Origin of the sequence: Saccharomonospora xinjiangensis XJ-54 (assembly GCF_000258175.1) — a bacterium.
Lineage (GTDB): Bacteria > Actinomycetota > Actinomycetes > Mycobacteriales > Pseudonocardiaceae > Saccharomonospora > Saccharomonospora xinjiangensis.
In genome coordinates, this window is the sequence record NZ_JH636049.1 from 3333646 (window position 1) to 3355332 (window position 21687).

The 21687-nt window shown below is 68.1% G+C and carries 16 protein-coding genes; 6 read left to right on the top strand and 10 right to left on the bottom strand.

Annotated elements, in window-relative coordinates:
- Positions 1–27: 27 nt before the first annotated feature.
- Positions 28–636 (bottom strand): dTDP-4-dehydrorhamnose 3,5-epimerase family protein, encoded by a 609-nt coding sequence (locus tag SACXIDRAFT_RS15120; RefSeq protein ID WP_040922206.1) that lies wholly within the window; start codon positions 634–636, stop codon positions 28–30.
- Positions 637–971: 335 nt separating this feature from the next.
- Here SACXIDRAFT_RS15120 and SACXIDRAFT_RS15125 point away from each other — a divergent pair, with 335 nt between their 5' ends.
- Positions 972–2150 carry an NAD(P)-dependent malic enzyme gene (locus SACXIDRAFT_RS15125; RefSeq protein WP_006239456.1) on the top strand — a complete coding sequence of 393 codons (1179 nt, stop codon included), beginning with the start codon at positions 972–974 and terminating at the stop codon, positions 2148–2150.
- Positions 2151–2286: 136 nt separating this feature from the next.
- Positions 2287–2799 carry a hypothetical protein gene (locus tag SACXIDRAFT_RS15130; protein WP_006239457.1) on the top strand — a complete coding sequence of 171 codons (513 nt, stop codon included), beginning with the start codon at positions 2287–2289 and terminating at the stop codon, positions 2797–2799.
- On the opposite strand, the gene SACXIDRAFT_RS15135 is transcribed toward SACXIDRAFT_RS15130, so the two are convergent.
- Entirely contained in the window at positions 2796–4214 is a 1419-nt protein-coding gene (locus SACXIDRAFT_RS15135; RefSeq protein ID WP_006239458.1) for a bis-aminopropyl spermidine synthase family protein, read from the bottom strand. The two genes, SACXIDRAFT_RS15130 and SACXIDRAFT_RS15135, sit on opposite strands and share 4 nt — an antisense overlap.
- Before the next feature lie 383 nt (positions 4215–4597).
- Between SACXIDRAFT_RS15135 and SACXIDRAFT_RS15140 the strand changes: the two genes are divergently transcribed.
- Both SACXIDRAFT_RS15140 and SACXIDRAFT_RS15145 read left to right on the top strand, forming a co-directional pair.
- Positions 4598–6148: a S8 family peptidase gene (locus SACXIDRAFT_RS15140; protein WP_332306774.1), complete on the top strand. Its 1551-nt coding sequence runs from the start codon at positions 4598–4600 to the stop codon at positions 6146–6148.
- A gap of 222 nt (positions 6149–6370) precedes the next feature.
- Positions 6371–6652 (top strand): metal-sensitive transcriptional regulator, encoded by a 282-nt coding sequence (locus SACXIDRAFT_RS15145; protein WP_006239460.1) that lies wholly within the window; start codon positions 6371–6373, stop codon positions 6650–6652.
- 69 nt (positions 6653–6721) lie between these two features.
- Here the strand turns inward: SACXIDRAFT_RS15145 and SACXIDRAFT_RS15150 are convergent, their stop codons facing one another.
- Positions 6722–7087, bottom strand: a complete 366-nt coding sequence (locus SACXIDRAFT_RS15150; RefSeq protein WP_006239461.1) for a VOC family protein — start codon at positions 7085–7087, stop codon at positions 6722–6724.
- 93 nt (positions 7088–7180) lie between these two features.
- On the opposite strand from SACXIDRAFT_RS15150, the gene SACXIDRAFT_RS15155 reads away from it, so the two are divergent.
- Entirely contained in the window at positions 7181–8149 is a 969-nt protein-coding gene (locus SACXIDRAFT_RS15155; protein ID WP_006239462.1) for a helix-turn-helix transcriptional regulator, read from the top strand.
- A 173-nt stretch (positions 8150–8322) separates the two neighbouring features.
- On the opposite strand, the gene SACXIDRAFT_RS15160 is transcribed toward SACXIDRAFT_RS15155, so the two are convergent.
- From SACXIDRAFT_RS15160 to SACXIDRAFT_RS15190, 7 genes are all read right to left on the bottom strand, one after another.
- On the bottom strand, positions 8323–12051 hold the full coding sequence (locus tag SACXIDRAFT_RS15160) for a multifunctional oxoglutarate decarboxylase/oxoglutarate dehydrogenase thiamine pyrophosphate-binding subunit/dihydrolipoyllysine-residue succinyltransferase subunit (protein WP_006239463.1): 3729 nt from the start codon (positions 12049–12051) through the stop codon (positions 8323–8325).
- 228 nt (positions 12052–12279) lie between these two features.
- Positions 12280–16008, bottom strand: a complete 3729-nt coding sequence (locus tag SACXIDRAFT_RS15165) for an ABC transporter ATP-binding protein (RefSeq protein WP_006239464.1) — start codon at positions 16006–16008, stop codon at positions 12280–12282.
- A 19-nt stretch (positions 16009–16027) separates the two neighbouring features.
- A complete protein-coding gene (locus SACXIDRAFT_RS15170) occupies positions 16028–16924 on the bottom strand; it encodes an ABC transporter permease subunit (protein ID WP_040922207.1) in 897 nt (298 codons plus the stop codon).
- On the bottom strand, positions 16924–18012 hold the full coding sequence (locus tag SACXIDRAFT_RS15175) for an ABC transporter ATP-binding protein (protein ID WP_006239466.1): 1089 nt from the start codon (positions 18010–18012) through the stop codon (positions 16924–16926). The genes SACXIDRAFT_RS15170 and SACXIDRAFT_RS15175 overlap by 1 nt, the downstream gene beginning before the upstream one ends.
- A gap of 311 nt (positions 18013–18323) precedes the next feature.
- On the bottom strand, positions 18324–19430 hold the full coding sequence (gene ald / locus SACXIDRAFT_RS15180; RefSeq protein ID WP_040922208.1) for an alanine dehydrogenase: 1107 nt from the start codon (positions 19428–19430) through the stop codon (positions 18324–18326).
- An 88-nt stretch (positions 19431–19518) separates the two neighbouring features.
- Positions 19519–20046 (bottom strand): hypothetical protein, encoded by a 528-nt coding sequence (locus SACXIDRAFT_RS15185; RefSeq protein ID WP_006239468.1) that lies wholly within the window; start codon positions 20044–20046, stop codon positions 19519–19521.
- Positions 20047–20092: 46 nt separating this feature from the next.
- Positions 20093–20680, bottom strand: coding sequence for an SACE_7040 family transcriptional regulator (locus SACXIDRAFT_RS15190; RefSeq protein WP_006239469.1), 588 nt, complete (start codon positions 20678–20680; stop codon positions 20093–20095).
- A 152-nt stretch (positions 20681–20832) separates the two neighbouring features.
- Between SACXIDRAFT_RS15190 and SACXIDRAFT_RS15195 the strand changes: the two genes are divergently transcribed.
- Positions 20833–21630: an SGNH/GDSL hydrolase family protein gene (locus tag SACXIDRAFT_RS15195; RefSeq protein WP_006239470.1), complete on the top strand. Its 798-nt coding sequence runs from the start codon at positions 20833–20835 to the stop codon at positions 21628–21630.
- Positions 21631–21687 lie beyond the last annotated feature (57 nt).

A 21687-nucleotide genomic window follows, 5' to 3' on the forward strand; every position in this document is an offset into this window, starting at 1 on the left:
TGGGCCTCCGCGAGGAACGCGGCCCCGTCAGGCTTCGGCGGCGCGCAGGCTTTCGTAGTGGGTGACGCAGTCGTCGTAGCTGGGCAGCAGTCCAGCCTCGCGTGCCTCGGCGAGTGTGGGGGCCTCTGCGTCCTTGTCCGAAAGAAGCGGCTCGATATCCGAAGGCCAGGGCAGCTTCAGTTCCGGATCGAGTGGGGTGATGCCGTGCTCCACACTCGGCTCGTAGCCGGTGGAGCACAGGTAATGCATCACGGTGTCGTCGGTCAGCGCCATGAAGGCGTGGCCGAGCCCCTCGGCGAGATAGACACAGCGGAAGGTCTCGCGGTCGAGACGCACGGCGTCCCAGCGGCCGAACGTGGGGGAGCCGACACGGAGATCGACGACCACGTCGAGCAGCGCACCGTTCGTGCAGTACACGTACTTGGCCTGCCCCGGCGGTGTGTCCTTGAAGTGCACGCCGCGCACCGTGCCGCGCCGCGAGGTGCTGGTGTTCGTCTGAGCGACAGTCAGCCGGTGGCCGACGGTTTTGACGAAGGCGGGTTCCTGGTACGGCGCCACGAACACGCCCCTGTGGTCGGGGAAGGTCCGGGGGATGAACTCGTAGGCGTCCCGCACGGCCAGCTCGCGCACGTCCATGCGCGTCAGCTTAGAGCGGGACCGGAAGCCCCCCGGCACGGCCATGCAAGCCGGACGGTCGTCTTGCTACCGACCCCGCTGACCAGCCGAAAGAGTGTGTCATTCTGTGATCTCAGCCGCACCCCCGCGACACGGGGTGCACGGGTACTGGCAGACTGGGCAGACCGCTGCGTCCGCGGCCACGGTGTCTTCCGACCCATCTCACCACGGGCCCCGACGGACGCCTCGGCGGCGATGCGCGCTACAGCGCCGATTCGCCGTGTGGAGGAACCCACATCATCGGGGATGCAAGGTCCTTCCTGCTGTGTCCCCGTCTGCCAGTCATGGAGATTGACGTGTCCCAGGCTCAGGTGAGCGACGAAGACATCTTCAAGGGTCACGAGGGCGGAAAGCTCTCGGTGGCCGCCACCCGTCCCATCAGCCAGGCTCGCGACCTTTCCATCGCCTACACCCCCGGTGTGGCGAAGGTCAGTCGCGCCATCGCCGACGACAGCGCGCTCGCCGCGCGCTACACGTGGGCCGACCGCCTCGTCGCCGTGGTGAGCGACGGCACGGCCGTACTCGGACTCGGCAACATCGGGGCGAAAGCGTCGCTGCCGGTCATGGAGGGCAAGTCGGTGCTCTTCAAGACGTTCGCCGGTCTCGACTCCATTCCTCTCGTGCTCGACACCACCGACGTCGATGAGATCGTCGAGACTCTCGTGCGGCTGCGGCCGTCGTTCGGCGCCGTGAACCTCGAGGACGTCTCCGCGCCGCGCTGCTTCGAGCTGGAGGCCAAGCTCATCGAGGCGCTCGACTGTCCCGTGATGCACGACGACCAGCACGGAACGGCGATCGTGGTGCTGGCGGCCCTGCGCGGGGCCAACGGGGTGCTGGATCGCTCGGTGGAGAACCAGCGCGTGGTCGTGTCCGGTGCGGGCGCGGCGGGCGTGGCCTGTGCGAAGATCCTTCGCGCCGCGGGAGCGGGAGACGTCACGGTGCTGGACTCGAAGGGCATCGTGCACAGTGACAGGGACGACCTCAACCCCGTCAAGGCGGAACTCGCGCAGCTCACGAACCGGCAGGGCCTGCGGGGTGGAGTCGCCGAGGCGTTGAAGGGAGCGGACGTTTTTATCGGGCTGTCGAGCTCGACGGTGGACGGTGACCTGCTCGCCACGATGGCGCCGGACCCGATCGTTTTCGCACTGTCCAATCCCGACCCTGAGGTGCATCCGGACGTCGCGGCGGCCTACGCCGCCGTCGTCGCGACGGGTCGCAGCGACTTTCCGAATCAGATCAACAACGTGCTGGCGTTCCCCGGCGTGTTCAGGGGTGCGCTCGACGTGGGTGCGACGACGATCACCGAGAACATGAAGCTCGCCGCGGCCGACGCGATCGTGTCGGTCGCCGCAGACTCGCTCGCCGCCGACCGGATCGTGCCGAGCCCGCTCGACGAGAGGGTCGCTCCTGAGGTGGCCGCTGCGGTGGCGAAGGCGGCCGAATCCGACGGCGTCGCCACGGCGATCACGTACTGAGAACCAGGGAGAAGGGGCCGGTGGTCGAGACCACCGGCCCCAAATTTTCACCCAACGGGTGATTGACAGTCAGATCGACACGTTATGCTGCGGCGTCCGCAGCACGGAGGGTGCTGCCTTCACACGAAGGAGAATGATGTCGGTAGGCCCTAACGGTCCCGGTTTTCCGCAGGGACCGCAGCAGCCCAACATGCCGTCGATGCCTCCCTCGCCGCAGGCCAACCCGTTGCCTGCCAGCCCGACGGCGAGTGACGTGAACATGGTCCGCAAGGAGCGGCCCGGCACGCTCACGGGAGCGGCGGTCCTCGGCTTCGTGACGGCCGGGTTCGAGATCATCGGCGGGCTGCTCTGGATTCTCGGCGGCTCGGTCGTCGGCGAACTTGAATCGGCGGCAGGCTCGGGGACCAACTTCGGGAACCTCTTCATGATCATGGGTCTCGTGTCGGCGCTCGTGGGTGGCGTCTACATCTGGGGTGGCGTCATGACACTGAAGTGCAAGACGCCGGTGCTGTTCGCCGCGTCGGGTGTCGGCATCGTGGTCAACGTGGTCGCACTCGTGGTGTCCGAAGGTAACAACGGTCTGTTGTCTCTCGTACTCGGCGCCGTGACGCTGCTGTTGCTGGCCCTCCCGGCGAGCCGCAAGTTCTAGTCGGAGATCGAACGGTTCGCCGTCAGCAGGCGGAGGACCTCGACGATCCGATGCCGTGGCAGGTCGATCAACCGGAGGTCGGCCAGCCCGGCGGGAGCGTCAGGCCAGACGTTGCCGAGCCGGGCGTGCGCGCGGGTCCACACCTGGCTCGCGGCCGAGACGGTTTCGACCCGGTCGGCGACCACAACGGCATGTTTGTTGTCGGGCGTGCTGCGCAGCAGCCGCAGCTTGTACTTGGGGGCCACTAGCTCGATCAGTGCGGTCTGCGAGGCGGCGTCGGCGAGATCGGGGTGTGCGTTGGGAACCAGCGCCGCCACTCGCTCGGCGTTCACGGCCAGCAACGCTCGGCACAACCACGGACCAGGATCACCGGTGAGATCCAAGGCCACGGCCGTTCCTTGCTCGGCCGTGGCCGGTTTGGTCCAATCCGGACCGGCCACGGTGACGGTCCTTCCGCCTTCACCGGCGAGCGCGGTGAAGGCGGCCAGAGCCTCCCGCGACTCGGTTGTCTTTCCCGCTTCGACCGAGCTGGGCCCGTGGGTATAGATGGCCTGGGGGTTCTTCGTCTTCCTGCGGGCGCGGGGGGTCGGCTGGCACACGTAGAGATCGGCGGTACTGCCGATGGCTTGCGCGCCGTGGTAGCGGTTGAAGCCCGGCACGATCGCCTCGAACGCGAGACCGAGGTTCAACAGGGCCTTCTGCGTCTGGTGGCCGAGTGTGGGATGGCGACGGCTGTAGCCGTACGCGAGCAGCACCCGCCCCCTGACGGGTTCGGAGAGACATTCCACAGCCCTCGACGCGAACAACGCCATGCCCTCCGGGGTGTAGGGCGGATCGCTGAACACGATGTCCGCCGTACCCGACACGGCTCGGGGCAGTCCGAATCGCAGGTCAGCGTGAACGGTGCGGATCGTGCCTTCGCTGCGCCGGTCGATGTGGGCGAGCACCCTGTCGTCGAGATCGACCACGGCGAGGTCGGCGTCCGCGCGTAGCTCGTGGACGGCAAGCGAGGTCAGGTCGTGGTCCCCGACGAAGACGATCTTCACGCGACCGAGATCGTAGTGTTCGTCCAGCCACAAGGCCCGCCGCAGCACGGTGTCTGCCGTCGCCTGCACATGGTCGAGTGCTGGCAGCGGCGGGGGAACGTCGGCGAGGTGCTCGGCGATTCTCGCTTCGAGGTCAGGTGGCGGTGTGGCTGGGCATCCCACGTGGTCGGCCCACCGTTCAGCGGAGTCAGGCCGCAGCCGCAGCGCCGACCCGGAACGTTCGACGTCCTCACCGAGTTCGGCGAGCAGTTCCTCGACCGAGCGCCGGGGTAGTCCCGTCTCTCTCACGAGGTCGTCGAACCGGGACCAGCCCCGCGTGAGCAGTGTGATGGCCAGCCGGTGTTGTCGCGCGAGCACGCCGAGATCCACGACCACGAGCCTAAGCCGTGTATCGCACCTCCCTCGTACCGGCCGCACGGGCGAAGAGGACGTGGCGAACAGGGTCCTGGGGTTGTCAGCCGGGTTGTCTGTCGGCGCGTACGCAGGAAGGTGGTCGCAGGTTGCCGCGAGTGTGGCACATCACATTGGATGAGTCGCTGAGGGCGAACGGATCGCGTCCGAAGTAGGGTGCCGTCCCTACTTTCGGATCGGACCAACCGAGTGGTTCCTCCAGCGTCGTGGCCTGCCTGGAGTGTGCCGGATACCGCCTTTGCCCTGTTGAGGCAAGAGGTGTTCGTGAACTTATTTCACGCTTACGTTTTCCGCCAACGTTCACCGGAACGTGTAGGAGGAGAAACGTGCGAGGTCACCGAATGTTCAACGGCAGATCCCTGGCGGGTGTGGGAATCACCGCCGGCGTCGCCGTCCTGACCGCTCTGGGAGCGAACCTCCCCGCGGCGGCGCAGGAGGGAACCATCCTGAGCGCCGACGCCGAGGGCGCCATCGACAACAGCTACATCGTCGTGCTGAAGGACGGAGCACAGGCCGACGACGTCGCCGAACGGCACGGCGCGGACATCGACCGCGTCTACGACAGCGCGCTGAACGGCTTCTCGGCCACGATGAGCGAGGGTGAGGCCAAGCGTGCCGCTGCCGACCCCCGTGTCGAGTACGTGGAGCAGAACCGCGTGTTCCACACGATGGCCGACCAGACGAACCCGCCGTCGTGGGGACTCGACCGGCTCGACCAGCGGTCGCTTCCACTCGACAACAAGTACAGCTACTCGACGACGGCGTCGAACGTCGAGGCCTATGTCATCGACACGGGCATCCGGATCTCGCACAACGATTTCCAGGGAAGGGCGCGGCACGGCTACGACTTCGTCGATAACGACAGTGACGCCACTGACTGCAACGGCCACGGCACCCACGTGGCAGGCACGATCGGCGGCAGCTCCTACGGTGTGGCCAAGGGTGTCGAGCTGATCGGCGTTCGAGTGCTCAATTGCCAGGGTTCCGGCACCTACGACGGCGTGATCGCGGGCATCGACTGGGTGACTGAGAACGCCACGAAGCCTGCCGTGGCGAACATGAGCCTCGGCGGCGGGGCGTCCGCCGCCGTGGACGACGCGGTACGCCGCTCGATCAACTCCGGCGTGACGTACGCGCTGGCGGCGGGCAATGACTACGGTGCCGATGCCTGCAACACCTCGCCCGCGCGGACTCGTGAGGCGATCACGGTGGGCTCCACCACGAACACCGACGCGCGTTCGAGCTTCTCGAACGTCGGTAGCTGCCTCGACATCTTCGCTCCCGGTAGCAACATCACCTCGGCGTGGATCGGCAGCGACTCGGCTTCCAACACCATCAGCGGCACCTCGATGGCCACCCCGCACGTGGCGGGTGCGGCGGCGTTGTACCTGGCGGACAACCCGGCGGCTTCGCCGCAGCAGGTGCGTGACGCGCTGGTGAACAACGGCACGAGCGGCGCCGTCGGCAACCCCGGCAGCGGCTCGCCCAACGTGCTGCTGTACACGGGCAGTGGCGGCACCGACCCTGGGCCCGACCCGGACCCCACCGAGTGTGACCCCGTCACGAACGGCACCGACGTCAACATCGTGGACAGGCAGACCGTGAGCAGCTCGGTGACCGTCAGCGGCTGTGACCGTGCCGCTTCCAGCACCACCAAGGTCGCGGTGGATATCCGGCACACCTACCGAGGTGACCTCCAGATCGATCTGGTGGCTCCCGACGGCACCACCCACCGGCTGAAGGACTCCGGTTGGGACTCGAGGGACAACGTCATCGAGACCTACACGGTGAACGCGTCGAGCTCCCCGGCCAACGGCACCTGGCAGCTGCGGGTGACCGACGTCTACTACGGCGACACCGGCTACATCAACAGCTGGACTCTCACCCCGTGACCTGGGGCTGACCAGCCTGTTCGAGGGCCGTCCGTCCGCACTGGTTCCCCTTCCGGTGCGGACGGACGGCTTTCGTGACTTCCGCGTGAGGAGAGGCGGCGGCGGTTGATTGCCCTACCCCCCTAGGGTATAAAGGACGTAGTGGCGGCGCCGAGTCCGGACTCTCGTCATACGGGTACCGGGTAACGTGGAAGAACGGTGTCGCGAGGCAAGGAGTTTGAAATGCGGGGATACACAGAAGACAAGGACGCGTTCCTCAAGCGGTTGCGGCGGATCGAGGGCCAGATCCGAGGCTTGCAGCGCATGGTCGAGAACGACGAGTACTGCATCGACGTGCTCACCCAGATCGCGGCGGCCACCAAGGCGTTGCAGGCGGTTTCGCTCGGGCTGATGGACGAGCACCTGCGACACTGTGTGGCCGAAGCCATCGCCGAGGGCGGCGAGACGGCCGACGCGAAGGTGAAGGAAGCCAGCGACGCCATCGCCCGACTCGTGCGTTCCTGAACCCGGCAGCCGGGGAGGCCACCGAGGTGGCCTGCCTCCGCCGGATGTCGTGGCGTCCCGCCGGGCTGGTCAATCCACCGGGGAGACCCTGATGAGGTTGCCGTCAGGGTCCGCGATCACGAAGGTACGGCCGAAGACGTCGTCGTACGGCTCCTCGACGACCCGAACCCCCTTGGCCGACCAGCGCGCGTACACCTCGTCAACCGCCGAGGCAGGACCGGGAACCATGAGACCGACCTCGAACGTACGCGGCGTGCCCGGGTTCGCGTGCTCGCTCCTTCCTGTCCACAGCGCGAAGAGAACACCGGGCGCGACCTCGAACGACACGTAGCGGGGGCTGGTGAAGTTGGGCTCGATGCCGAACAGATCGCTGTAGAAGGCCGTGGCGGCCTCCGCGTCGCGAACGTAGACCAAGAACAAGTTGGGTGCCTGCATGACGTGCTCCTGCGGGTTGATCGTTTCTCGGCGAGAAGGACATCAGCGAATCGCGACAGAACCTGTCACCTTTTGCGGAGAGAATGAGGCGCCGTGAAGGCCGCCAGACTGTTGACATTGCTGCTCGTCCTGCAAACGCGCGGGCGCATCACCACGGCCGAACTCGCCGAGCGGCTCGAAGTGTCCCGGCGCACCGTGTTGCGCGACGTCGAGGCACTGTCCTCGGCTGGGGTGCCCGTCTATGCCGAACGTGGCCGTCATGGCGGGATCGTTCTGATCCCCGGCGCACGACTCGCCATCTCCCAGCTCGAGCCGAAGGAACTGGAAGCGCTGTCGGTGGCGGGGCTGGACAGTGACCAGCTCGGCAGGCTCGGGCTGGCGTCCGCGCACGGGACGGCCACACACAAGATCGCGGCCAGGCAGGTGTCGGCTCAGGGCGCCGCGCCGGACTCCGTGAGGCTGGCGGATCTGATCACGGTTGACAACACCGGATGGCTGGCGAGCCCGGCGATTAGCGTGGACATCGCCGATCTCGCACTCGACCTTCGTGGCCGTCGCAGGCTGCGCATCCGGTACCGGCGCAGCGCGGATCGCAGTGCGACGGCGCGGATCGTCGATCCCTACGGGCTCGCGGCGAAATCGGGCCGCTGGTATCTCGTCGCCGACGATCACGGAGAGGGCAGGCTCTTCGCACTCGACCGGCTCGAAACCTACGACTGCCTCGCCGAACCCGCCAGGACACGCGCTGGGCAGACACTCGGCACCGTCTGGGCAGAGCTGAAGCGACGTACCGAGGCGCCGGGCACGGTGACCATCACAGCCCGTCTCAGGGAGAGCCGCGTCGATCTCGCGCGCCGCATTCTCGGCGCCCGCATCCACGACGTCGCCGCGGCCGATCCGGGCTGGGTGCTCGTCACGCTTCGCTACCCCGACATCGAATCGGTGCGCCAGCTCCTCCAGTTCGCCGATCACATCGAAGTGCTCAGTCCGGACGAGGCGCGGCAGCGTATTCGGCAACTCGCCGCAGACCTCGCCGAACGGCACACCGCGCGAGCCCGCTGAAGGCTTTCGAGGCTTCACCGCCGCCTACGGCGGTGCCGGCACAAGCGTGTCAACGGGAAAGCACTGCGGCCGGCACAGCACGAGCGCGGGGGGCTCGACCGTGCCTGACAATGCCCGAAAACGCCGATGGCGGCGGAACCGGCCGGTCCCGCCGCCATCAGAGTCAGAGCTCGTTACTCGAACGCCTTGGCGATGAGGGCCTTCTGCTCCACCTCGTGCACCTTCGACGAACCTGCCGACGGCGCCGCCATCGGACGGCGCGCCACAACCTGGAGGTTCGAGAACGCCTCGGGCAGCCTGCGCGGGAGGTTCAGCCCGAAGAACGGCCATGCGCCCTGGTTCTCCGGCTCCTCCTGCACCCACACCACCTCGGCGCCGTTGTAGCGCTCCATCTCGGAGAGCAGCTTCTTCTTCGGAAGCGGGTAGTACTGCTCCACCCGCACGATCGCCACGTCGTTCGCCTCGCGCTTGCGCCGCTCCGCCAGCAGCTCCCAGTAGAGCTTGCCCGAGGTGAGCAGCACCTTGCGGGCCTTGGCCGGATCCACCTCGGCCTCACCGATGACCGACAGGAACTTCGAGTCGCCGGTGAAGTCCTCGACCCCCGACGTCGCCGCCTTGTTCCGCAGCATCGACTTCGGCGTGAACACGATCAACGGCCGGTTCACACCGTCGAGCGCGTGCCTGCGCAGCAGGTGGAAGTAGTTCGCCGGAGTGGACGGCACGGCCACCGTCATGGAGTGTTCCGCGCAGAGCTGGAGGAACCGCTCGATACGACCCGACGTGTGGTCGGGGCCCTGCCCCTCGTGGCCGTGCGGCAGCAGCAGCACGACGTCGGAGAGCTGGCCCCACTTGGCCTCACCGGACGAGATGTACTCGTCGATGACGGTCTGTGCGCCGTTGACGAAGTCGCCGAACTGCGCCTCCCACATCACCAGCGCCTCGGAGTTGGCGACGGAGTAGCCGTACTCGAAGCCGACGGCCGCGTACTCGGACAACGCCGAGTCGTAGATCATCACGCGGGCCTGGTCTTCGGTGAGGTTCTGCAGTGGCGAGTACTCCTCGCCGGTCTTGCGGTCAATGAGCACCGAGTGCCGTTGCGTGAAGGTGCCGCGGCGGGAGTCCTGACCGGAGAGCCGAACGAGCCTGCCCTCCATGGCCAGCGAGCCGAAGGCGAGCAGTTCGCCGAACGCCCAGTCGATGCCACCCTCGCGCGACATCTTGTGCCGTCGCTGGAGAACCGGCTTGACCCTCGGATGCGGCGTGAAGCCCTCGGGAAGATCGACGAAGGCGTCCCCGATGCGCTCGATGACCTCCCGGTCCACGGCCGTCGGCACCTGCGCCGGGATCTGCTGCCGTTGCTCGACGGAGGGGCTCGGCGCGATCGGGTGCTTCTCGAGTTCCCTGACCTCGTTGAACACGTGCTCCAACTGGCTGGAGAAGTCGCGCAGCGCGGCCTCGGCCTCCTCCATGGAGATGTCGCCCCGCCCGATCAGCGCCTCGGTGTAGGTCTTCCGCACGCTGCGCTTCGCGTCGATGATGTCGTACATCGCGGGCTGCGTCATCGAAGGGTCGTCGCCCTCGTTGTGGCCGCGCCGCCGGTAGCAGATCATGTCGATCACGACGTCCTTGTTGAACGCCTGGCGGTAGTCAACGGCGAGCCTCGCGACCCAGTACGCGGCCTCGGGATCGTCGCCGTTCACGTGGAAGATCGGCGCGCCGATCATCTTGGCCACGTCGGTGGCGTACTGCGACGAGCGCGCGTGCTCGGGGGCGGTGGTGAAACCGACCTGGTTGTTGATGATGACGTGGACGGTGCCGCCCGTGCGGTAGCCGCGCAGCAGCGCGAGGTTCAGCGTCTCGGCCACGACGCCCTGGCCCGCGAACGCGGCGTCGCCGTGCAGCAGCACCGGCAGCACGGTGAACCCGCCGGTCTCGCGGTCGCCCTTGTCGAGCAGGTCCTGCTTGGCCCGCACGATGCCTTCCAGCACGGGGTCAACGGTTTCGAGGTGCGACGGGTTCGCGGTCAGCGACACCTTGGTCTCGCCATCGCCGAACATGCGGAAGTACTTGCCCTCGGCGCCGAGGTGGTACTTCACGTCACCCGAACCGTGCGCCTGCCCCGGGTCGAGGTTGCCCTCGAACTCCTGGAAGATCTGCGAGATCGGCTTGCCGACGATGTTGGCGAGCACGTTCAGCCTGCCCCGGTGGGGCATGCCGATGACGACCTCGTCGAGCTGGTGCTCGGCGGCCTTGTCCAGCACGGTGTCGAGCAGCGGGATCACGGTCTCGCCGCCTTCGAGGGAGAACCGCTTCTGCCCGACGTACTTGGTCTGGAGGAAGGTCTCGAACGCCTCGGCGGCGTTCAGCTTGGAGAGCACGTACTTCTGGACGGCGGGGTCCGGCTTCTCGTGCGGAACCTCGACGCGCTCCTGGATCCAGCGCCGCTCGTCGGGGTCGAGGATGTGCGTGTACTCGACGCCGACCGTGCGGCAGTACGAGTCGCGAAGGACGCCGAGCACGTCCCGCAGCTTCATGCGCTCCTTGCCGGCGAAGCCGCCGACGGCGAACTCGCGGTCGAGGTCCCACAGCGTCAGCCCGTGCGACAGGATGTCGAGGTCCTCGTGCCTGCGCTGGCGGTAGTTCAGCGGGTCGGTGTCGGCCATGAGGTGGCCGCGCATCCGGTAGGCGTCGATGAGTTCGAGGACGCGGGCGGTCTTGTCGATCTCGCCCTCGGGGAGGTCCTCGACCCAGCGCACCGGCTCGTAGGGCAGCCGCAGCGACGTGAAGATGTCGTCGTAGAAACCGTCGCCGCCCAGCAGCAGTTCGTGGATGCGCTTCAGGAACTCGCCGGACTCCGCGCCCTGGATGATGCGGTGGTCGTAGGTGGAGGTCAGCGTCATGATCTTGCTGACGCCGAGCTGGACCAACGTCCTCTCGCTGGTGCCCTCGAAGTGGGCGGGGTACTGCATCGCGCCGACGCCGATGATGGCGCCCTGACCGGCCTGGAGACGGGGCACCGAGTGGTTGGTGCCGATACCGCCAGGGTTGGTCAGCGAGATCGTGGTGCCCGCGAAGTCGTCGGCGGTGAGCTTGTTGTTCCTGGCCTTCTTGACCATGTCCTCGTAGGCCTGCCAGAACTGGAGGAACGTCATGTTCTCGCAGTTCTTGATGGAGGCCACGACGAGCGTGCGCTGCCCGTCCTTGCCCTTCATGTCGATGGCGAGGCCGAGGTTGACGTGCTCCGGCGTCACCGCGTGCGGCTTCCCGTCGAGGAGCGCGTAGTGCCGGTTCATGTTCGGGAACTCGTGCAGCGCCCTGATCATCGCGTACCCGATCAGGTGGGTGTACGAGATCTTGCCGCCACGGGTGCGCTTCAGGTGGTTGTTGATGACGATGCGGTTGTCTGCCATGAGCTTGGCAGGCACCGCGCGCACGCTCGTGGCTGTGGGGACGCTCAGCGAGGCGTCCATGTTCTTGGCGATGGCCGCGGCGGCGCCACGCAGCGGTTTGCGCTCCGGCTCGGCTGCGGTCTTGGGCGGCGCGGTCCTCGCCGAGGCCGCGGAGGTGGGAGCCTGCTCCGCTTCACGCTTCGGGGCCGCTTGTTGCGGAGCCGCCTGCTTCGGTGCGGGCTTGGCGGGGGCCTTGGGAGCCGAGGCGGCCTTGCCGGTCTCCTGCGCCGGCTTCGGCGAGGTCCGCGTCGCCGACTGGCCGTTCGCGGAGGGCTTCGGCTCCGCGTCCGTCGTATCCGGCTTCGCCTGTGCAGTCTGGGTGGGCTTGAAGTCGGCAAAGAACTCATGCCAGGCGGCATCGACTGAGGAGGGGTCGGCGAGGAACTGGTCGTACATCTCCTCGACGAGCCACTCGTTGGGGCCGAACTGTGACGCAGGGCTGCTGCTGGACACGGCTGGGACTCGCCTCTATCCGTCTCGATCTTGGGGTTGGTGAATTCGCGATTACCAGGCTAACCCCCTGGTTTCCTCGCGTGTCATCGAACTCGCTCTCGACATGGGCGGAATGGGGACACGGGCGGACTGTATCGATACGGTGAATGTTGTCACAGCAACCCGGCGCGGGGCCCGCACGTCGTAGTGAGTGCGGGCTTTTCGTTCTTGCCGAACGCCCGCTCGCGCTCACTCGGAGTGACGCCACATCCTCGCGTAGTGCCCGTCCGCCGCGACCAGCTCGTCGTGCGTTCCCTTCTCCACGATCCGGCCGCGGTCCAGCACCACGATCACGTCGGCCCGCGCGGCGGTGGCCAGCCGGTGCGCCACCACGAACGTGGTGCGGGCCGAGGCGAGCCGGTCCGTCGCTTTCAGCACCGCAGCCTCCGTGGCCGGGTCGAGTGCCGCCGTGGCCTCGTCGAGCAGCAGTACTCCAGGATTCACCAGCTCAGCCCTCGCCAGTGCCACGAGCTGGCGCTGACCTGCCGACAGTGCCCTGCCCCTCTCGCCGACCTGCTGGCGGAACCCGTGTGGCAGCGCGGCGATCGCATCCAGCGCGCCCACCGCTCGGACGGCGGCCTCCACCTCGGCGTCGGTGGCGCCGGGCCTGCCGTATCGCACGTTGTCGGCGACCGTGCCGGAGAACAGATGTGCTTCCTGCGGCACGACGCCGATGCGTCCCTTGAGCGACTCGGGGTCGTAGTCGCGCACGTCCACCCCGTCGAGACACACCCTGCCTCGGGTCACGTCGTAGAACCGTGCGACGAGCTTGACCACCGTGGACTTGCCCGCACCCGTCGCTCCCACGAGCGCCACCGTGGTTCCGGCTGGCACCCGAAGGTCGAAGTCCCGCAGCGCGGGCCGCTCGGCGCCCGGATAGCGGAACTCGACGCCCGCGAGTTCGACGTCGCCCCGCAGGCGGGCCGGTGCGGGAACAGGTTTCTCCGGCGGGGGCACCGACGTCGGGGTGCGCAACAGGTCGCCGATGCGCCGTAGCCCGACCTTGGCCTGCTGATAGCCGTCGAACACACTCGACAACTGCTGCACCGGCGAGAAGAAAAGGCCGAGGTACAGCAGGAACGCCATGAGTACGCCGACCGTGAGCGTGCCGTCCGCGACGCGGTTCGCGCCCGCGACGAGCACGACGGCTTCCGCGACTCCCGACAGCAGGGTGATGAAGGGGAAGTACGTGGCGACGTAGCGCTGCGCGCGCAGGCGAGACCGCCGGTACGCGGCGCTGCGCGAGGCGAACCGTTCCGCCGAACGCTTCTCCGCGGCGTATGCCTGTGCGACCCGCAGTCCAGAGACGTTCTCCTGCATGTCGGCGTTGACCGCGCTCACCCGCTCCCTCGCCTCGGTGTACGCGGCGGAGGCCCGCCTCCGGAACAGGATCGTCGCCACCACCAGCACCGGCAGCACGGCGAACGCGAACAGCGCCAGGCTCGCGTCGGTGACGATCAGGGCCACGCTGATGCCCACCAGCGTCAGCACACTCACCACCGCTGTGGCGAGGCCCGTCTGGAGGAACGTCGAAAGCGCATCGACGTCGGTGGTCATCCTCGTCATGATCGCGCCGGAGAGCTGGCGCTCGTAGTAGTCGAGGCCGAGCCGTTGCAGGTGGGCGTAGCTGCGAACGCGCAGGAGGTAGAGCACCGACTCGCCGGTTCGGGCGGTGAGCCGGGTCTGAGCCCACACGGCCAGCCAGTCGGCCGCGATCACGAGGACACCCGCGAGCGCGGCCAGCCACACCGCGGACTCCACACCCACCCGCACACCGTCGTCCACACCCCGCTCGTACAGCGCGGGAACCGCGACGGCGGCGAGCGCATCGACGGCCACGAACGCCACCACGGCAGCCAACAGCGGCTTCACCGGCCGGAGCAGTCGCCCGAGGCGGAAGTGTGGATCGGGTGCGGTGGGGTCCTCGCCGCCGAGGCGCGGCTCTCCGGTGGCTTCCGGTAACTCGGCAACGCGCCTCAGCAGATCCGGTGTTGGCGCCAGGCCGAGCGCCGCCCTCGTGCCCGGCGTATCGGCCGCTGTGATGGCTCCGCCGGTGCTCGCCAGTACCGGCGACTCGTCGGAGGGCATCGGGGGCCAGAGCGCGGGCGTGATCCCGGAATCGTCCGGAACGAGGTCGCCGTGGCGATGGATCTCCTCGGCGTCGTCCCCCGGCCCCGACACCAGGTCGCGGAAGAGCGCGCACCGCTGCCGCAGCTCGTCGTGCGTGCCGACATCGACGACCTTTCCACCGTCGAGCACCGCGATCCGGTCGGCGAGCGCCAGAGTCGAGCGCCGGTGAGCGATGAGGAGGGTGGTGCGCGACCGCGTGACGCTGCGAAGCGTGTCGTGGATCGCCGCCTCGGTCACCGTGTCCACGGCCGACGTCGCGTCGTCGAGGATCAGCACCCTCGGGTCCGTCAGCAGCGCGCGGGCGAGCCCGAGCCGCTGGCGTTGCCCACCAGACAGCGTCAGTCCCCGCTCGCCGACCTGCGTGTCGTAGCCGTCGGGGAGCGCGCTGATGAACTCGTGGGCCTCCGCAGCCCTGGCCGCGGCCACGATCTCGTCGTCGGAGGCGTCGGGCCTGCCGTAGGCGATGTTCTCGCGCACCGACGTCGAGAAGAGGAACGCCTCCTCGAACACGACCCCCACCGTGCGCCGGAGGTCGCCGAGGGAGAGGTCACGCACATCGATGCCGCCCACTTCGACGGAACCGGCGTGCGGGTCGTAGAAGCGGGGAAGCAGTAGCGAGATCGTCGATTTCCCCGAGCCCGCGGTGCCGACGAGCGCGAGCGTCTCGCCAGGGCGGGCTTCGAGCGAGAGGCCGTCGAGCACCGGCTCGGTCCTCGTGTAGCCGAACCGCACGGCGTCGAAGCGCACCGAGAGCGGCCCTTCCGGGACGGCGACAGGACGCCGCGGATCGGTCACCTCCGGTTGCGCGTCCACGAGCTCGTGCACGCGTTCGACCCCGGCGCGTGTGAGCTGCGCCTGCACCACGAGACTGGCGAGCATCCGAGCGGGCCCGACCAGCGCAGAGACGTAGGTGGCGAAGGCGAGGAACGTGCCGAGGCTGATCTCGCCCCGGAGCGCGAGGACGCCGCCGACGGCGAGAACGGCCACCTGCCCCGCAGCGGGGAGAGCCGAGGTGGTCGCCGCCGGAACGGCGGAGAGGCGGGCAGCGCGCAGGCGCTCGGCGTAGAGCCTTCGCGCCCTTCCTGCCAGCGTCGTGACCTCCCGCGACGACTGGCCGAACCCTTTGACGACGCGGATGCCCGTGACGGTCTCCTCGACCTGCTGGGCGACGTCGGCCGCGCGCTGCTGGGCCGACCACGTCGCGGGGAAGAGCCTGGTGCGGCTCATCGCGACCACGATGCCGACGGCGGGCGCCACCACCAGCGCGATCAGGGTGAGCACCGGTGACATCCACAGCATCGCGCCAAGAGCGAGCAGTGCGAAGACCACGGAGCCTGCCGAGAGCGGAACCTGCATGAGGAATCCGGTGACCAGCTGGAGATCGGTGATGGCCCGCGAGACGATCTGGCCGGTCCTCATCGAGTCCTGCTTGCCGCCATCGAGCCGGGAGACGGAGGCGAAGACGTCGCGGCGCAGGTCGTGCTGCACGTCGAGGGCGAGCCTGCCGCCGAGGTAGCGGCGGGCGAACGCGCTGCCGAACGCGAGGACGTTGAGTCCGATCAGCGCGGCGGCGAACACGGAAAGGCGTGAGGTGTCACCCGCGACCGCGTCGTCAACGGCGGCTCGGACCAGCAGGGGAGTGGCCGCTTGAAGGCCCACCCCCACAACGGCGGCCGACAGCGCCAGCACGACCACAACGGGGTGGCGCCAGCAGGCTGACGCGAGTCGCCGGATCCAGCCTGGGGAAGGGGCGTGAGCGCGCGACGGTGCCGCCGTTGTCGTTCGCACTCACGCCCCCCTGTGCTCGTCAGGTGATGTCGCGGTTCTGGTTCGCCGCCCAGCCACTGCCGAAGAACAGCATGGTCCATGCGAAGAAGATCAGGGCAGACGCCCACCACGAGAACGCGCCCGGCGCGCCCGCGAAGAACTGCATACCCCACTGCAAGCCGTCATCGACCTGGTTGATCTGGTCGGCCATCGACGAGCCGATCGCGCCGAACGCCTCCGCACCGACGGCGCCGACGATGCCGTTCAACGCGCCGTTCGGCAGCACACCGCCGAGCCAGCCGAGTTCCGCCGAGATGAACGCCACGATGACGATGACGTTCTCGATCAGCAGCATCCACAGGCACAGGAACACCGTCGGCCCTGTGACGCTCTTCCAGACGGCGCCGAGCCCGACACCGAACAGCGTGCCGAGAACAGCGGCCAGCATGCCTGCGGCCGAAATGCCGATCCACTGCCCTGCGGAAGGAAGCCCCTCGCTGTCCACGGTGATCACGGTGCCGATGCTCGCCGCTGCCACGGCGATGAAGCCGTACAACAGCCCCCACACCACGGAGGTAATCATCTTCGCGGAGAGCACGGCCGCGCGGTTCGGGGCCGTGAGGAACGTCGTGCTGATCGTCTTGCGCGTGTACTCACCCGCCAGCGCCGAGATACCGAAGATGACTCCGAAGAACACGCCGATGTTGATGGCGCGCCCCAGGGAGAGCAGGCCGACCGGCATCGCCTGAACCTCGATACCGAGCAGCATGGCGAGTTGCTGCGCGTCGGTGCTGCCGAGGAAGTCGTTGAAGTCGTTGACGGTGGCGCCCCAGCTCAGCGCGAACACCAGGGATGCGGCGAACGCCGGGATCGCGAGCGCCCACCACAGGCCGAGCGTGAGCGTCTTGCGGAACTCCGCTTTGATCAGGTTGCCCATCACTGCTGCTGACCTCCCCAGCCCTGGTTCGGCTGCGGTTGTTGACCGGGTTGCTGGTAGTTCTGCTGGTACGGCTGTTGCTGGTACTGCTGGTACTGCTGGTATGCCTGCGGCCCGGACTGCGGTCCCTGCTGGCCCCAGCCGCCCTGCTGCGCCTGCTGCTGAGCCTGGATCGGCGCCCCGTTGTACTGCGGTGTCGTGAGCTGGAAAAACAGCTGTTCCAGGTCGGCTTTCTGCTCCTCCATGCCGTACACGGCGATGCCCGCGCGTGCGGCGATGTCACCGATCTGCTGCACCGTGGTCCCTGTCACCGCGACGCGCCCGTCCTGGGTCGGTTCGACCTCGTTGATCCCCGCCTCGCGCAGAGCCGTGGCCAGCCCGCCCGCGTCCGCAGGCTGGACGAGCACTCGCGACCGCTGGCCCTGGCGAAGGTTCTCCAGCGGCCCGAAATACCGCGTCATGCCCGCGCTGACGATCACAACCTGGTCGATCGTCTGCTCGACCTCCGACAACAGGTGGCTGGACACCAGCACGGTGCGGCCCTGCGCCGCGTACGAGCGCAGGAACGTGCGGAGCCAGGCGATGCCCTCGGGGTCGAGGCCGTTGGCAGGTTCGTCGAGGACGAGCACCTGCGGGTCGCCGAGCAGCGCGGTGGCCAGTGCGAGGCGCTGCCGCATGCCGAGCGAGAAGCCGCCTGCCTTGCGGTGGGCGGCCGGAGCGAGACCCACCAGAGCCAGAAGCTCGTCGGCCCGCTGGTCGGGGACGCCGATCGCGGCGGCGTAGACGAGAAGGTGGTCGCGGGCGGTCCGCTTCGGGTGGAAACTGCCGTTGTCGAGCACCGAACCGACGACGCGGGCCGGATTGCCCAGTTCGTGGTGCTGCCTCCCGTTGATCGTGGCCGTGCCGGACGTCGGCTTGACGAGGCCGAGCAGCATCCGCAACGTCGTCGTCTTACCGGCACCGTTCGGTCCGAGAAACCCGGTCACGCTGCCGGGTTCGACCGTGAAGCTGAGGTTCTGCACCGCCGTGACGGCGCCGAACTGCTTGGTGAGGTTCTGCACCGCGATGCGGCCACTGCCGTCGTGCATGCTGCCCTCGTTTCCTCGTGATCGTGCGCTTGGCTCGCGCCATCCTGCCGTACCGGCTGTTTGGACGATCAAGCGAGGGGATCGGTTTCGTCGTCGCAGGGGGCCGGTGAGACGGCACACCGACCGGCCGAACTGGACGATTCACGAAGGAAGTAGGGGTGTGGTGGGAAAGAAACGTGTGTGACCGGGCTCCCCCGAGCGGCGAAGCCGGACGTTATTGCTTAAGCTTGGTGTCGGCGGCCCGCTCCCGGTGACCCCCAGGCTGGTAGAGCGGGCCGCCCCTTCTTTCGATTCGGCCGAGTGCCGGGCAGTCACAGATGAGGTTCGGTGAACCGGATTCCGTGTGCCTTCGCCACCGGCTCGTTGGTCAGCTCTCCCGCATGCGTGTTGAGTCCCCCTGCCAGCGCGGGATCCTCGGCCGCGGCGTCGCGCCAGCCCAGCTCGGCGATGCGGAGCACGTAGGGCATGGTGGCGTTGGTCAGCGCGAACGTCGAGGTACGCGGCACGGCACCCGGCATGTTCGTGACGCAGTAGAAGACCGTGTCGCCCACGAGGTAGGTCGGGTCGTCGTGGGTTGTCGGGCGCGAGTCGGCGAAGCAGCCGCCCTGGTCGATCGACACATCGACCACGACGCTGCCCGGTTTCATCCCGGCCACCAGCTCATGTGACACCAGCGTCGGTGCCTTCGCCCCCGGGACGAGAACAGCGCCGATCACGAGATCCGCGTTCGTCACCGCATCCGCCACGGACAGCGTCGTGGAGTACACGGTCCGGACGCGGCCGGTGAACTCCTGATCAAGGCGGGAGAGCCGGTCGAGCTTGGTGTCGAGCACCTCGACGTCGGCGCCGAGCCCCACGGCGATCCCGGCGGCTCCCCTGCCCGCGACGCCCGCGCCGATCACCGTCACCTTGGCAGGGTGAACCCCGGGGACTCCGCCGGGGAGCAGACCCCTTCCACCGGACGGCCGCAGTAGCGCGGCAGCGCCGACCTGGGGTGCGAGCCTGCCTGCCACCTCCGACATCGGCGCGAGCAGGGGGAGGGTGCCGTCCTCTGCTTGAACCGTCTCGTAGGCCAGCGCCGTGCTGCCACCGGCGAGGAGTGCCTCCGTCAGTGGCCGGTCCGCCGCGAGGTGGAGATACGTGAACAACACAAGGCCCTCACGGAGATGGCCGTACTCCGAGGCGATCGGTTCCTTGACCTTGAGCAGCAACTCGGCCTCGCCCCACACGTCTTCGGCCCTGTCGAGCACCGTCGCGCCTGCCCCTGCGTACTCCGCGTCGGCGATGGCCGAGCCAGCACCAGCGCCTGCCTCGACGTACACCGCGTGTCCTCTGCGGGTCAGTTCGTGAACACCGGGCGGTGTGAGAGCCACGCGGTACTCATGCTTCTTGATCTCTCGGGGCACGCCGATGCGCACGATGTCCTCCTCGTCGGCCTCGGGGGCGGTGCCCTCATCCTGGGGCCACGCGGCGCCTGCGGCAGGGTGACCGCGCCCGGCCGTTGGGCTAGTCACTGAACGCGGACTCGACCCACGCAGGTACCGGAAGGTCGCGGTCGAGACATTCGACGGCGAGGCGCAGTGTCCAGTGCAGTGCCGCGAGAACCACACTGTCCACCTCGGATGGTGCGGCGTTCGCCAGCGCGATCTCCACCTGATCGGCCGCGGCGTCGGTGTTGCCGTGGACCTCCGCGAGCAGGGTGCGCACGGCTGTGCGCATCGGCGGGTCGGCCCTGTCGATGGGGACCTCCTCGCCGGTCTCGTCGAACACCTGCACCTTCACGGGCCGGGAGCCGCCCTCGCCAAGGCTCGCGATCATGGCGCTGCACGCGCCGAACAGCAGGAGGAGCAACTCCCGTGTCTCGGGGAGCTTGCCCCTGAGGCCGTCGGGGCCGACCGCTGCGAGGGCGTCCTCCTCGTCGGCCAGCGCAGCGGCGACCAGGGCGCGCTGTGCCTTGCGCAGCAACGCGTCCTCGGGTCCGCCCTCGTCGGCCTGGTCGCCGGCGTGGTCGTCAGAGCCCCACACGCGTCCCATCAAACACGACCGAAAGCGTCTTGGGTGCCGCCCGCGAGGGTGATCGTCACTTCGCCGCGTACAGCGCGCCGAGCGCGAGAGTCGTCAGCAACTCGGCGAGTTCGTCGTCGGGCAGGTGACGGCTGTGCGGCGTCGAGTTCATGAGCCCGAACACGGCGTGCGCGGCCGACCGCGCGCGGGTGTCGTTCAGCCCGCCGACGGCGGCCCGCACCACCGAAACCCACACCTCGACATACCTGCGTTGCAGCGCCCTGACCTCCTTGCGGTCCGGCTCGGACAGGTTGGCGAGGTTGCGTTCCTGCACGGTGATCAGTGCGGGCTGGGAGAGGGCGAAATCGATGTGGAAGCGCACGAGCCCGGCCAGCACCTCGTCGGGCGACCCGCCTTCGGCGACTCTCGCCGTTCCCCCGTCGAGCAGGTAGCGGCTGATGGAGGTGAGCATCTCGCCGAGCATGGCGTCCTTGCTGCGGAAGTGCCGGTACAGAGCAGGGCCGGAGATACCGACCGCCGCGCCGATCTCGTCGATGCCGACGCCGTGAAAGCCGTGGCGCGCGAACAGTTCCGCCGCGGCTGCGAGGATCTGGTCGCGGCGGGTCGTCTTCTCGCCGCGAACGAGCGGGGACTCCGAGGGCACGTCGATACTGTAGCGACCGGGTTAGCGAATGTTAACCACATTACAGACTTATGGCGTGATCCAGTCGGGTTATGTCTGGTTCGCGCACTTCTTTCGTCACCTCTTCACCTGATACAGCTCTGGGCGGCTGAAACTTGACGAAAGGGTGCGCCATGACGGTGCGGGCTCGGCGATTCTTCACGGTCTTAGCGGTCTTCTTCGTAGCGATTGCGGGAGGGGCCCTCACGGCGGCCGCCACGCCCGCGGCCGTCAACTACGTCGCCCTCGGCGACTCCTACTCGTCCGGTGTCGGCGCGAAGAACTACGGCGACTCGGGCAACTGCTTGCGCAGCTCCAACGCGTATCCCCAGCTGTGGGCCGACTCCCACAGCGTGTCGAGCTTCAAGTTCGTCGCCTGCTCGGGCGCGGTGACGTCCGATGTGATCAACCAGGCTTCGGCCGTGGACTCCAGCACCACCTTCATCACCGTGTCGGTGGGCGGCAACGACGCCGGGTTCGCCGACGTGATGACCGACTGCACCCTCAGTTCCGACAGCAAGTGCGTCGCACGAGTGGAGGAGGCCAAGAACTTCGCGAGGACGACGTTGCCCGGCAGGCTGGACAACGTGTACAGCACCCTGAAGAACCGCGCGCCGAACGCGGAGATCGTGGTGCTGGGTTACCCGCGCTTCTACAAGATCGGCGGCTCGTGCAGCGTCGGCCTGAGCGACACCAAACGCGCGGCGATCAACTCCGGTGCCGACACTCTGGCCGAGGTCACGGCCGCGCGTGCGGCGGCGTGGGGTCTCACGTTCGTGGACATGCGTCCCGCCTTTAGCGGGCACGAGATCTGCGCCGACGGTGAGCGGTGGCTGCACAGCCTCACCTGGCCGGTCGTCGAGTCGTACCACCCGACCGCCAACGGTCAGAAGCTCGGCTACTACGCCGCGCTGCGAAGCGTCACGGGCTGATCCTGCCCCACCGGCCTCGCCGTACCGGCTTGTCGGGCCGACCTGCCGTACCGGCCC

What these genes read in the sequence shown, in the direction of transcription:
- SACXIDRAFT_RS15175 (WP_006239466.1), bottom strand. Translation starts at nt 18,012, where the DNA reads ATGCACGACGGCAGTGGCCGCATCGCGGTGCAGAACCTCACCAAGCAG.
- SACXIDRAFT_RS15145 (WP_006239460.1), top strand. Translation starts at nt 6,371, where the DNA reads ATGCGGGGATACACAGAAGACAAGGACGCGTTCCTCAAGCGGTTGCGG.
- SACXIDRAFT_RS15195 (WP_006239470.1), top strand. Translation starts at nt 20,833, where the DNA reads ATGACGGTGCGGGCTCGGCGATTCTTCACGGTCTTAGCGGTCTTCTTC.
- SACXIDRAFT_RS15120 (WP_040922206.1), bottom strand. Translation starts at nt 636, where the DNA reads ATGGACGTGCGCGAGCTGGCCGTGCGGGACGCCTACGAGTTCATCCCC.
- SACXIDRAFT_RS15170 (WP_040922207.1), bottom strand. Translation starts at nt 16,924, where the DNA reads ATGGGCAACCTGATCAAAGCGGAGTTCCGCAAGACGCTCACGCTCGGC.
- SACXIDRAFT_RS15140 (WP_332306774.1), top strand. Translation starts at nt 4,598, where the DNA reads ATGTTCAACGGCAGATCCCTGGCGGGTGTGGGAATCACCGCCGGCGTC.
- SACXIDRAFT_RS15185 (WP_006239468.1), bottom strand. Translation starts at nt 20,046, where the DNA reads ATGGGACGCGTGTGGGGCTCTGACGACCACGCCGGCGACCAGGCCGAC.
- SACXIDRAFT_RS15150 (WP_006239461.1), bottom strand. Translation starts at nt 7,087, where the DNA reads ATGCAGGCACCCAACTTGTTCTTGGTCTACGTTCGCGACGCGGAGGCC.
- SACXIDRAFT_RS15130 (WP_006239457.1), top strand. Translation starts at nt 2,287, where the DNA reads ATGTCGGTAGGCCCTAACGGTCCCGGTTTTCCGCAGGGACCGCAGCAG.